11 protein-coding genes are annotated in these 12,517 nt (G+C 38.2%); 5 read left to right on the top strand and 6 right to left on the bottom strand.

From position 1 onward, the window contains the following. Nucleotide 1: 1 nt before the first annotated feature. The 4 genes from DS737_RS10465 to trpD all read right to left on the bottom strand — a co-directional run bounded on the left by DS737_RS10465 (nt 2) and on the right by trpD (nt 3,383). Nucleotides 2-691 carry a Smr/MutS family protein gene (locus DS737_RS10465; RefSeq protein ID WP_026056331.1) on the bottom strand — a complete coding sequence of 230 codons (690 nt, stop codon included), beginning with the start codon at nt 689-691 and terminating at the stop codon, nt 2-4. Nucleotides 692-851: 160 nt separating this feature from the next. After that, nucleotides 852-1,325, bottom strand: a complete 474-nt coding sequence (locus DS737_RS10460) for a GNAT family N-acetyltransferase (protein ID WP_005082003.1) — start codon at nt 1,323-1,325, stop codon at nt 852-854. Nucleotides 1,326-1,517: 192 nt separating this feature from the next. After that, nucleotides 1,518-2,324 carry an indole-3-glycerol phosphate synthase TrpC gene (gene trpC / locus DS737_RS10455; RefSeq protein ID WP_113997478.1) on the bottom strand — a complete coding sequence of 269 codons (807 nt, stop codon included), beginning with the start codon at nt 2,322-2,324 and terminating at the stop codon, nt 1,518-1,520. 9 nt (nt 2,325-2,333) lie between these two features. Continuing rightward, nucleotides 2,334-3,383 (bottom strand): anthranilate phosphoribosyltransferase, encoded by a 1,050-nt coding sequence (trpD, locus tag DS737_RS10450; protein ID WP_113997477.1) that lies wholly within the window; start codon nt 3,381-3,383, stop codon nt 2,334-2,336. Between the two features lie 280 nt (nt 3,384-3,663). On the opposite strand from trpD, the gene DS737_RS10445 reads away from it, so the two are divergent. Then, nucleotides 3,664-4,458, top strand: coding sequence for an MOSC domain-containing protein (locus DS737_RS10445; protein ID WP_113997476.1), 795 nt, complete (start codon nt 3,664-3,666; stop codon nt 4,456-4,458). 92 nt (nt 4,459-4,550) lie between these two features. Here the strand turns inward: DS737_RS10445 and DS737_RS10440 are convergent, their stop codons facing one another. Both DS737_RS10440 and DS737_RS10435 read right to left on the bottom strand, forming a co-directional pair. Beyond that, complete coding sequence (locus DS737_RS10440) at nt 4,551-5,912, bottom strand: L-cystine transporter (RefSeq protein WP_113997475.1); 1,362 nt, start codon at nt 5,910-5,912, stop codon at nt 4,551-4,553. A gap of 361 nt (nt 5,913-6,273) precedes the next feature. Continuing rightward, entirely contained in the window at nt 6,274-6,858 is a 585-nt protein-coding gene (locus DS737_RS10435; protein ID WP_075315868.1) for an anthranilate synthase component II, read from the bottom strand. 622 nt (nt 6,859-7,480) lie between these two features. Between DS737_RS10435 and glnA the strand changes: the two genes are divergently transcribed. The 4 genes from glnA (at nt 7,481) to DS737_RS10415 (ending at nt 12,413) form a co-directional block, all read left to right on the top strand. Beyond that, a complete protein-coding gene (gene glnA, locus DS737_RS10430; protein WP_171055742.1) occupies nt 7,481-8,896 on the top strand; it encodes a type I glutamate--ammonia ligase in 1,416 nt (471 codons plus the stop codon). Between the two features lie 158 nt (nt 8,897-9,054). After that, nucleotides 9,055-10,623 (top strand): type I restriction-modification system subunit M, encoded by a 1,569-nt coding sequence (locus DS737_RS10425; protein WP_113997474.1) that lies wholly within the window; start codon nt 9,055-9,057, stop codon nt 10,621-10,623. Beyond that, a complete protein-coding gene (locus DS737_RS10420) occupies nt 10,623-11,882 on the top strand; it encodes a restriction endonuclease subunit S (RefSeq protein WP_113997473.1) in 1,260 nt (419 codons plus the stop codon). Before DS737_RS10425 ends, DS737_RS10420 begins: the two co-directional genes overlap by 1 nt. Before the next feature lie 72 nt (nt 11,883-11,954). Next, nucleotides 11,955-12,413, top strand: a complete 459-nt coding sequence (locus DS737_RS10415) for a hypothetical protein (RefSeq protein WP_113997472.1) — start codon at nt 11,955-11,957, stop codon at nt 12,411-12,413. The last annotated feature ends 104 nt before the right edge of the window (nt 12,414-12,517 follow it).

Raw genomic sequence — 12,517 nt, 5'->3', positions numbered from 1 at the left:
ATTATTGTTTGTACTTTGGGTTCTTTTCTGCACGTTTTAATAGTACTAAAACTGCGCCAGTACCACCTTGGTTTTCAGGGGCGCTGACAAATGCCAGTACATCACGGTGTTGTCTGAGCCAACCGTTTACATAGGTTTTTAAAATCGCTTCCGGGCCTTTTCCATGTACGATTTTGATGACATTTTGATTTTCGTCTTTAGCCATCTGAATGATTTGCAAAACTGCTGCGCGTGCTTGTTCAACGGTACAACCGTGTAAATCCACCGCTTCAAACCAGCGAATTTTACCTGCTTTTAAATCTTCAAATACTTTGTGCTGTAGTGTCGCAATGCGATAACTAAGAGCAGCTTGGCTTGCCACAGGATTTAAAATCGCTTGAGTATCCGAAATCTCAGTAAGTTCTTGCTCAGCACCACCTTCTGCTGCTGCGCGCTTTGCCAAAATTTGGGCATCTACTTTCTTTGAAGGTTTAGTCCGAAGCTGTGCGATATTGCCATTATCAATCGGTTTTACACCCGACAGTGCTTTTTTAAAAAGCTCGGTATCTTCCAATTCTTCTTCAACCGCCTGAGCTTTTTTTGACTCAGCTTGTTGACTAAGTTTGCTGGATTGAGGATTTGAGATCTGCTTTTTAAAGGCTTTCAGTAAATTAAACTGATCTTTAGAAAGCGATGAATCATGTTTACTCATAATTTTATGGAAATATGCAAGATACGAGAGAGGTGTAAAATTATAGTCCGAATCTACTGGAATTTGAACTAAATACATTCATGGAGGTTAATATTACATTTGAGAGAAAATCAAAAATCTAAGTTAAAATATTGACTTAATTGTATATAGTCTACTTTATTCAGTTGGGCTTATATAATCTATATCGGATAAAAAGTTGATTATCTATTGTGACTTCACCATCAAATTTGAACCCTAATAAATAAATCGCTTTTAGTTTATTTCTTGAAGGTGGGAGCAAAATCGTGATGGAATTAAATTTATATTCATTAAAAGCTATATTAACAATTTGCTTGAAAATTTTCTTGCCTAGCCCCCAATATCGCGGATGCAGAACTAAAGCTAAATCTGGATCACCATTTTCAAACTGTAGTCCTCCCCAACCAACAAAATTATCGCCAAGCAAGAATGCCCAAATACCATAACCGTATTCATCCCAATGCTTTTCTTTAGCCTTCACCCAAGCAATGCATTGTTGGTGGTCGAAAACAATATCTTGTGCTAAAGGCATTTGTTCAAGCACACGTTCATTCGTATTTATTTCAATAATATCTTTAATGTCAATATGGCTTAAACGTTCAAAATGGATACTCAAAATTTTCTCCTATAGATATTAAATTTAAAAGATATTATGAGGTGTTAGAAATAAAAGATAGCTTATTATTTATTTGGATCATCACTTAATGTTAAATATTATTTATTATGAGTGTTTATCTTTACTGCTATTCATTGTGTTGTGTAATGTTTAAGGATCAGGGCAAGAATCTTTACCCTGAACCATTAAAACTTAAACTTGCTCAGGCTTACCAAACAATTCACCAAACGCCACATCAGGACGAGGCTGTTTCATAAAACTTTCACCAACAAGGAAAGTATAAATATCATTAGCTTGCATCATTTCAACATCAGCAGGCGTGGCAATTCCACTTTCAGTGACCAAAACACGAGAAGTAGGTAGTAATTTCTTCAAACGTAATGATGTATTTAAATCTACATCAAAAGTTTTTAAATTACGGTTATTCACACCCAAAATACATTGCTCAGAAAGCTTTAATGCACGTTCGAGTTCAGCTTCATCATGCACTTCAACCAATACATCTAGTTGATGTTCAAATGCAGTTTTTGACATTTCCTCAAGCTGTTGATCCGATAAACATGCCACGATTAATAAAATACAATCGGCATGTAAAGCTCTTGCTTCAACGACATTATAGGGATCAATCAAGAAATCTTTGCGTAATGCAGGCAGGGCACAGTGGTTGCGTGCAATCGCAATATTTTCATCTGCACCTTGGAAAAAATCCACATCCGTTAATACGGATAAGCAAGCAGCACCTGCCTGCTCGTACTGTTGGGCAATCTCAGCAGGATTGAAATCTGCACGAATGATGCCTTTAGATGGAGAGGCTTTTTTAATTTCAGCAATCACAGCAGGACGTTTATGCTGCAAAGCATTCGCAAAACCACGAACAGGTGTTGCTTCTTTTGCCCATTGTTCAACATCATGCAAGCTACGTTGTTTTAAGCGTGCAGCAAGTTCCTCATGTTTGCGGTCAACAATTTTACCGAGAATGGTATTTTGAATATCGATCATGAGAAATCCTTAGTCTGCCTGATATTGTTTCAATGTTTTGGTAAATTCAGCCAAAATACTCATTTTTTCTAGGGCTTGACCACCGTAAAGAATATCTTGAGCCAGTTCAACTGCTTGTTTATAGGTGTTGGTAAGACCAGCAACATATATGCCTGCGGCTGCATTCAGTGCGATCATATTTGCGGCTTTTTCACCGATTTCAGATTTATCACGACCCAAAGCATCTTTAATCAATTTTAAGCTTTCTTCAGAACTGTTGACCACTAAACCTGTCAGTGTTTGTGATGGAATGCCAACATCATCAGGGGTGAGTGTCCACTCTGTGATTTCGCCATCTTTTAATTCAGCTATGGCTGTAGGCGCAGCGAGACTGATTTCATCTAGGCCATCTCTTGAATGTACAACCAATACATGTACTGCACCGAGTTGTTTTAAAACTTCCGCAATAGGGCGACAAAGCTCATCTGAAAATACGCCAATCACAAATCGATTCACGCCTGCAGGGTTGGTTAACGGACCGAGTAAATTGAAAATGCTTCGAATCCCAAGCTCACGACGTGGTGCAACAGCATACTTCATGGCTTTATGGTGATTCGGTGCAAACAGAAAACCCACACCCATTTCACGGATGCAGCGTTCAGTTTGTTGCATGTCTAAATCAAGTTGAATGCCCATTTTTTCAAGTACATCTGATGATCCAGATTTACTTGAAACACCGCGATTACCATGCTTTGCAATCGTTGCGCCAGCGGCGGCAATCACAAAGCTTGAGGCTGTAGAAACATTAAATAAATTTTGTCCGTCTCCACCTGTTCCCACAATATCCACAAGATGGGGGATATCACTCACATCAATCTTGATTGCAAACTCTCGCATGATCCGTGCTGCTGCGGTGATCTCGTCAATGCTTTCACCTTTCATACGTAGGCCCATCATCAATGCGCCAATCTGAGCATCGGTTGCTTCGCCTTGCATGATACTTCGCATGACATCTTCCATTTGTGTTTGAGTCAAATGGATATTTTTTGTAATGTGATTAAGTGCCTGTTGAATATTCATAATTTGGATATAGCATTCATGCTCTAATGTTTTGAAGGAATGTGGTGAATGACGGTATTCATGACTACTGACTTACATACGTCAGGCGTTATGTTATCAGAAAATAGTTTAGATTTTACAGACTACGTTGATATTTCACTTACATGTTCGGACCTAAAACGGCATGGCTGCTAAACTTTAGTTTAGTTGTTATAATTTTGAATCATTATAAAAAGATATTTGTCATAACCCAGCTTCATTGTTTTTTAATTATTCTAACTGTTCTTAAAGGTATTTCATCGTGCATGTGAGTCAACTTTTTCATTATCCAGTCAAGTCATTACGTGGTAACGCACTAACTGAGATGGAAATCGATTCTTTCGGACCAAAATGGGATCGTAGGTGGATGCTAGTGGATCATGAAGGACGTTTTATAACTCAGCGTCAGTGCGCGATTATGGGACAGATCAGTGTCGAGGTATTTGCGGAGACAGTACGTTTTGAATTCCAAGGCGATGAGGTAACTTTAAGTCTTGAGGAAGCACAAGGACGGGTTGATGATCGTCTGATCACAGTATGGCAAGATCAATTGCAAGGCAACCGTATAGATCATCCTGTAAATCAATGGTTCAGTCAGATATTAGGACGGGAAGCGTGTTTGGTCTTTATGCCACAGAGAACCTTGCGACAAGTCGATTTGGAATATGCACAGCAAGGTGATCGCGTTGGTTTTGCTGATGGTTTTCCTTTTCTAATTATTGGTGAGGCTTCGGTAGAATTTCTTGCTGAAAAGGTTGGATTTCCATTAGGTGTGCAACGGTTTAGACCTAATATTGTGATTTCAGATTGTGAAGCATTTGCTGAGGATCACTGGAAACAGATTCAGATTGGTGAGATTAAATTTGATTTGGTTAAGCCATGTTCTCGTTGTGTTATTCCGACGATTGATTTAAAAACCAGCCAAAAACAACCTGAAGTTATGCAAGCCATGCTGGCGTATCGGAAGCAAGGTAATAAAGTCATGATGGGACAAAATGCATTGCATCGAGGGATCGGAGCGATTTCACTTGGACAAGAAATTCAAATTTTAAAATAACGATATCTTAAACCTATCTTTTATTGATCTTCAAAATGAAAAATGCCAATCGATGTCGATTGGCATTTTTACTAGAATTAGAGTTGATGACGTTATTGCTGATCGTCTACTGGTTCTCTCACGCCAAGCAGTTGACTGGTGGCGGTACCAGCAGTCATTGAACCGTTTACATTTAATGCAGTACGTCCCATATCAATCAGTGGTTCAATCGAAATGAGCAGGGCAACCAGTGTTACTGGAAGTCCCATAATCGGTAGAACAATCAATGCTGCAAATGTTGCACCACCACCCACACCAGCTACGCCAATAGAGCTGAGTGTCACAATAATCACCAATTGTGCAATCCATAAAGGGTCGAGTGGGTTAATACCGACAGTGGGAGCAACCATTACCGCCAACATGGCTGGATATAAGCCTGCACAACCATTTTGCCCAATGGTCGCACCAAACGAAGCTGAAAAACTGGCAATACCTTCAGGTACACCAAGTTGCTTTGTTTGTGTTTCTATATTTAAGGGAATACTTGCTGCACTAGAACGACTGATAAACGCAAAGCTTAAAACAGGGAATGCTTTTTTGAAAAAGTCGATTGGGTTAACGCGTACAAACAATAGAATCAGTGCATGTACCAGAAGCATGATGATCAGCCCCAAATAAGAAGCGATGACAAATTCACCGAGTTTGATGATGTCGGCGAGGTTTGCCGTTACCACCATTTTGGTCATCAATGCAAGTACACCATAAGGCGTGAATTGCATAACTAAGCGAACTAGACTGATAATTAATGCTTGTAATGCGTCGATCCCGTGTCGAATTCGCTCCCCATTAATTTTGTCTTTCTCCATGAGCTTTAAGGCTGCAACACCTAAGAACGCAGAAAAAATAACCACACTAATGATTGCGGTAGGGCGAACACCTGTTAAATCCGCAAATGGATTCTGCGGAAACAATGAAAGCAGCAGCTTCGGAATATCGAGATTGGCAACTTGTCCAATATACTGGCTTTCAATCGCCGCTAAACGTTCTGTTTCACGAACGCCTTGGACCAAACCTTCTGCTGTTAAACCAAAGAGATTGGTAACGCTGATTCCTACAAAGGCAGCGATCGCTGTGGTGAAGAGTAAAATACCAATCACTAAAATGCTGATTTTTCCCAATGAGGTGGTCTGATGTAATTTAACAACAGCACTTAAAATCGAGATGAAAATAAGTGGCATAACCACCATCTGTAACAGTTGTACATAACCATTACCAACGATGTTGAACCATGCCACCGATTGATCGAGTACAGTGCCTTCACCGTAAATGGTTTTGAGACCTAAACCGAAAATGATACCAATCAGCATTCCGATCAATACTTTTTTGGCTAGACTCCAGTCATGGCGATTGGTAAAAAATAATCCAGCCAAAAGCAAGATAAAAACAAGAATATTCAATAAAACGAGTGTGTTCACAAGAGGTGTCCTGATAGATGATTCAGGGAGCCAGAAGCTATAAATAATGATTTTAATTTTAGCATCGTGTTACCCTGAAAGCTTAATCATTCCTATGACTATAGTTAATCGAAAAAATTAAAAAGCACTTTTTAGACGCTTGGCGATGGCTTTAATTAATTTTCTTTTTTAATGTGAAAAATACATTAATTATTGAAATAGAATGATTTGTTCTAAGTTAATACAGGCAGTATGTTAATTTTAAAATATAAAAAATTATTGATAGAGAGTAGTTATTTATTGTTTTTAGATGTTTAAAATTAAAACAGCCTATTCAAGATGAATAGGCTGTCAGACTTATGCACGAAATTCTTTTACAGTTTTAAGCATAGATATCTAAGAAATTTTTGAAAATTTGATGCCCGTGTTGACTCAAGATAGATTCAGGATGGAACTGAACACCTTCAACAGGGAGGGTTTTGTGCTTAACACCCATAATCTCTTCAATCGTGCCATCGGCTTGATTGGTCCAACACGTCACTTCTAGACAATCAGGCAATGTTTCTTGCTCGATCACAAGAGAGTGATAACGTGTTGCTGCAAATGGAGAAGGAAGGTGGCTAAAAATTCCTTTATCACTATGGTACATATCAGACAAACGACCATGCATCACTGTTTTGGCACGTATGATGTTACCGCCAAATGCTTGACCAATCGCTTGATGACCTAAACATACACCGAGTAAAGGTATTTTTCCTGCAAAGTGGTTGATTGCAGGAATTGAAATTCCTGCTTCACTTGGTGAGCATGGACCAGGACCAATAACGAGGTATTTTGGCTGCCATCGCTCAATATCCTCTAATGTGACTTGATCATTACGAACAACTTTTACTTCTTGATTCAATTCACCAAAGTATTGAACGATGTTGTAAGTAAAGCTGTCATAGTTGTCAATCATTAGAAGCATGATTATAACCTTTTTGAAAATAAGCACTTTTGTGCGATTGAATTCTAAAAAATAATCTCGGTATCAATGTTCAGCCACCAACAATGTCTAAGTATGGAGGGTGATCAAGATAGTGGGAAATCATCATACCAAAAACCGATGGCCAATGCTGAATATTTCAGGCAGATAGGAAAATCAAAAAATTAATTAATTAATTAAAAAAAACTCTTAAAAAACCACAAGAATTATTTCAAATTGAATACTTTGTCAAAATAAGCAACAAGTGAATCAAAAGTCTAAATGAATTGATTGGATTGATGTTGAAAAGAATGATATAAAAAGTCAATTTTATGCAAACGATACGTGGCATAAATAGCACTACAATAGTTCTTTGTTACATGTATTGCACCATTTTGGTTCAATAAGCCTTTTTTAGGGACGGCTTAAAATATAAATGTGTGAATATGGTGCATTTGCGATTGCAGACATGCGAATAGACATAGGACATGGAGCTTAAAATATTTTTTCTACAAAGAATTTCAATGTTTTAAGTATGCTTTAAAATTGTTGGTATGGTAATTGCTTATTATAAACCAACAGCTAACACGCACTTAACAAGTGCATATAAATTTCATTGGAGCAAATGAGCATGGCGAACAAGGTCCTTCAACTCATCAAAGAAAGTGGCGCAAAATGGGTCGATTTTCGCTTTACTGATACTAAGGGTAAAGAGCAACATGTAACTTACCCAGCAGATACAATTGATGAAGATACATTTGAAGACGGTAAAATGTTTGATGGTTCTTCAATCTCTGGTTGGAAAGGCATTGAAGCTTCGGACATGATCTTACGTCCAGACGCTGAAACAGGTTTCCTTGACCCGTTCTTTGCTGAGCCTACAGTTGTTGTGACTTGTGACGTAATTGAGCCATCTACTGGCCAAGGTTACGAGCGTGACCCACGTTCGATTGCTCGTCGTGCAGAAGAATACTTAAAATCTACTGGTATCGGTGATACTGCATTCTTTGGTCCAGAACCAGAATTCTTTGTTTTTGACGAAGTGAAGTGGGACATCGACATGTCTGGCGCTCGTCATACGCTGATCGCTGAAGAAGCAGCTTGGTCTACTGGCAAAGATTTCGAAGCTGGTAACTCAGGTCACCGTCCTCGTGTTAAGGGTGGTTACTTCCCAGTTCCTCCAGTTGATTCTCATCAAGACATGCGTGCTGAAATGTGTGCACGTATCGAAGACATCATGGGACCTGGTCGTGTAGAAGTACATCACCACGAAGTTGCATCTTGCCAATTAGAAATTGGTGTGAGCTTCAATACAATGGTTCGTAAAGCAGACGAAGTTCAACAGTTCAAATATGCTGTTTGGAACGTTGCTCACCAATATGGCAAAACAGCAACTTTCATGCCTAAGCCAATGGTAGGTGATAACGGTTCTGGCATGCACGTTCACATGTCTATCTCTAAAGATGGCAAGAACTTGTTTGCTGGTGATGAATATGCTGGTTTATCTGAAATGGCATTGTTCTTCATTGGTGGTGTAATCAAGCACGCGCGTGCATTGAATGCGATTACCAACCCATCTACAAACTCTTATAAGCGTTTGGTTCCTCACTACGAAGCACCAATCATGCTTGCTTACTCAGCACGTAACCGTTCTGCATCTATCCGTATTCCATACGTTTCAAGCCCTAAAGGTAAGCGTATCGAAGCTCGTTTCCCTGATCCAATGATGAACCCATACTTAGGTTTTGCAGCATTGTTGATGGCTGGTCTTGATGGTATTCAAAACAAGATCCACCCAGGTGAAGCTGCTGATAAGAACTTATATGATCTTCCTCCTGAAGAAGAAGCAAAAATCCCAACAGTTGCTCATAGCTTAGATATGGCTCTTGAAGCGCTTAAAGCTGATCACGAGTTCTTGTTGAAAGGCGGTGTGTTCACTAAAGAAATGCTTGATGCATATATCGAACTTAAAACTGAAGATGTACGTCGTCTTAACACGACTACTCACCCAGTTGAATTTGATATGTACTACAGCTTGTAATACATCCCAAATAAAAAAAACTCGCTTCGGCGAGTTTTTTTATGCTGTTGATTTTTATAACGACACTTGTTGACGTATTCAGTAAAGAATCCAACTAAAAAGCTTCAAAATTTTGTACACTCACTTTATTAAGAGATATGCGAAGAAACAGGCTTACAATGACCCAAGTACAACTGCAACAACTACAAAAACAACTATGGAATATTGCCAATACCTTACGTGGCAAAATGGGTGCAGATGAGTTTCGTGACTATATTCTTGGGTTTATTTTCTTCAAATATTTATCTGAAAAAGCGGTTAATTTTGCCAATGAATTGTTGGATGGTGAAGACATTGGCTTTTTAGAGCTTGATGAAAACAATGCAGAACATTTGCCGTACATTGAAGAAATTAAAAAGAATGCCATTGAAGAAGTCGGCTATGCGCTGACACCAAAGCAACTATTCCATACGCTTGCTGAACGTGGTCGTAAAGGCGAATTTATTTTAGATGATTTGGCTGCAACGCTAAAAGCCATTGAACAAAGTACGCTGGGTTCAGACTCTGCCGATGACTTTGCCAATCTGTTTGAAGACCTTGATCTAAATTCGACCAAGCTCGGAAATACGGCGAGTGATCGTAATGAGCTTGTGGCAAAGGTTCTCAGTCATTTAGACGATATTGATTTTGATATTTCCAATACTGAATCGGATGTATTGGGTGATGCTTATGAATACCTGATTGGTGAGTTTGCATCAGGTGCAGGTAAAAAAGCAGGGGAATTCTATACGCCTCAAACGGTATCGACTTTACTGGCGAAGATCGTGACGCAAGGAAAAACCCGTTTACGTTCTGTTTATGACCCGACTTGTGGTTCTGGTTCGTTGTTGTTACGTGTAAAGCGTGAAGTGCAAGATGTCGATATGATTTACGGTCAGGAAATGAACCGTACTACCTACAACTTGGCTCGTATGAACATGATTTTGCATGATGTGCATTTTGCCAAATTCGATATTAAGCAAGAAGATACCTTGATTCGTCCCCAGCATTTGGACAAGCGTTTTGATGCGGTGGTTGCCAATCCGCCATTTTCAGCAAAATGGTCTGCTGATCCGTTATTTTTACAAGATGAACGTTTTGCGGCTTATGGCAAACTTGCGCCAAGCTCTAAAGCGGATATGGCATTTGTTCAGCACATGCTGCATCAACTGGATGAGCACGGCACGATGGCAGTTGTGCTGCCACACGGTGTTTTATTCCGTGGTTCGAGTGAGGGTGTAATTCGTCAATACTTGATTGAACAGCTCAATGTGATTGATACCATCATTGGTTTACCTGCCAATATTTTCTATGGTACGTCGATTCCGACTTGTATTTTGGTGTTGAAGAAAAACCGTGAGCATAAAGACAATATTTTGTTTATTGATGCCAGCAATGAGTTTGAGAAGCAGAAAAATCAAAACAAGTTATTGCCTGAGCATTTAGATAATATTATTGGCGCATTTGAAAACCGTCAGAATATTGAAAAGTATGCGCATGTGGCGACTTTAAAAGAAGTGAAAGAAAACGACTTTAACCTGAATATTCCGCGTTATGTCGATACCTTTGAAGCTGAGGATGAGATTGATCTTGATGCGATTGCTCAAGCGTTACAGGTTTTGGAAGTTGAAAGCCAAAAGACTGATGCCGTAATTAGCGAGTTTTGTAAAGAGCTTGGGATTGCTTCGCCGTTTGCGGAGGTGAAGTAATGTCTGTACCTAAGTTACGGTTTAAAGAGTTTGATGGGGATTGGAGTATTAAATCACTGTCAGAGTTAGCTAATCTCACTTCAAGTAAAAGAGTCCATTTAGCAGACTATGTTCCTGATGGAATTCCATTTTTTAGGGGTAAAGAAATTACAGAATTAAAATCTGGAGTTTTTCCTTCAGATATTTTGTATATTTCTCATAACCAATTTAATGAGTTTAAAGAAAAATATGGTGCCCCAAAAAATAATGAAATTTTAATAACGGCAGTAGGTACTTTAGCTAATACCTATCTAGTTAATACAAATTATGATTTTTACTTTAAAGATGGGAATCTAATTTGGTTGAAAGATATTAAAGCCGATCCTAAATTCATGATGATTCTTTTAGATTCAAAGAAAAATGATGTATTAGCTAGCGCAATTGGGTCAACACAAAAAGCATTAACCATTGCTAATCTAAATAAACTTATATTCAACTTTCCTTGTAATTTAGAACAAACCCAAATCGCCTTTTTCCTTTCAGCAGTCGATGAAAAAATTAACCAACTCACGCAAAAACATAAGCTACTCAGCCAATATAAACAAGGTATGATGCAGAAGTTGTTTAGTCAACAGATTCGGTTTGAAGCGGGTGATGGTAGTGAGTTTGGGGAGTGGGAACTTTTAACTATTCAAGATTTAGTTGATAGAGAAGTAATTGAAAAGCCTATGGATGGTAATCATGGGGAAATTCATCCTACTTCTAAAGATTATGTAAATGAAGGTATTCCATTTATTATGGCTACTGATGTTATAAATGGAAAAGTTCATCTTCAAAATTCGAAAAAGATTACAAAACAACAAGCAGATAGTTTGAGAAAAGGTTTTTCAATAGCAGGTGATATCCTACTTACGCATAAAGCTACAATTGGTAATATCGCTATTGTTCCTAGTTTGGAAGTGGAATACATCATGCTTACACCACAAGTAACTTATTATCGTGTAATTAACTCTAAAAAACTCAGTAATCAATTTTTAAAAGTTTATTTTGAAGCCCCTCAGTTTCAAAAAAGTTTATTGGATTTATGCACAGGAGCAACAAGATTATACATTGGTATTTCAGAGCAAAGAAAACTACCAATTTATCTTCCTAGCCTAGAAGAACAAACCAAAATTGCCAATTTCCTATCGAGCATTGACCAGAAAATTGAAGTTGTTGCACAGCAAATAGAACACGCCAAACAGTGGAAAAAAGGTTTGTTGCAGCAGATGTTTGTTTAATATTTTATATCAGCAAAGTGAAAAAGGTCACTTTGCTTTTTAATTCTTTATAAAACTTAAAATAGGATCATGATGAAAAAACTTATACTCGTTGCATTTATGGCATTGCCAATGTTGGCGCAGGCTCAGACTTTTAAATATCAAAAAGATATTTCTGGTTTTAAGCACTATAAAGGAAACGTGACCTTAACAGGAACTTACTCACGTACTTTAGACCCTGAATATTTAGAGTATATGGGCGATGGAATTTGCTTTGAACCAGATCAAAAATCCTCTGCTCTTGTTCCTCGCCCAAAAGGTGATGAGCGAACTGCATGGTTCTGCTTTAGCAATTTTGAACAAGCCAAAAAAACATTTAAATTGCCAGATAGTATTAAAAAAGACTTTTGCAAGTATGAGGGTAAGGCAACCATTACCATTAAAGATTACAACTTGTTTGTTGAAGAAACAGAAGGATCAGACTTAACCCAACTTGTTTCAGCAAAAAATATTACACCTGCGAAAGCAGTTAAATGTGAAACCAATAATTAAATTTCATTGCCTATATTGGCGAAAGCAAAACTAAATTTTAGGGGAATATTTTGAACTGATACTAAAATGATCAGTTCAAAATATATAAAAATCTGTGATAGCAG

The organism is Acinetobacter haemolyticus (genome assembly GCF_003323815.1).
GTDB classification, from domain to species: Bacteria; Pseudomonadota; Gammaproteobacteria; order Pseudomonadales; family Moraxellaceae; genus Acinetobacter; species Acinetobacter haemolyticus.
This window is presented reverse-complemented; position numbering and strand designations above follow the sequence as displayed.

Coding starts and splice junctions, on each gene's coding strand:
- DS737_RS10465 (WP_026056331.1), bottom strand. CDS start 691: ATGAGTAAACATGATTCATCGCTTTCTAAAGATCAGTTTAATTTACTG.
- trpC (WP_113997478.1), bottom strand. CDS start 2,324: ATGATCGATATTCAAAATACCATTCTCGGTAAAATTGTTGACCGCAAA.
- trpD (WP_113997477.1), bottom strand. CDS start 3,383: ATGAATATTCAACAGGCACTTAATCACATTACAAAAAATATCCATTTG.
- DS737_RS10435 (WP_075315868.1), bottom strand. CDS start 6,858: ATGCTTCTAATGATTGACAACTATGACAGCTTTACTTACAACATCGTT.
- glnA (WP_171055742.1), top strand. CDS start 7,481: ATGAGCATGGCGAACAAGGTCCTTCAACTCATCAAAGAAAGTGGCGCA.
- DS737_RS10425 (WP_113997474.1), top strand. CDS start 9,055: ATGACCCAAGTACAACTGCAACAACTACAAAAACAACTATGGAATATT.
- DS737_RS10420 (WP_113997473.1), top strand. CDS start 10,623: ATGTCTGTACCTAAGTTACGGTTTAAAGAGTTTGATGGGGATTGGAGT.
- DS737_RS10415 (WP_113997472.1), top strand. CDS start 11,955: ATGAAAAAACTTATACTCGTTGCATTTATGGCATTGCCAATGTTGGCG.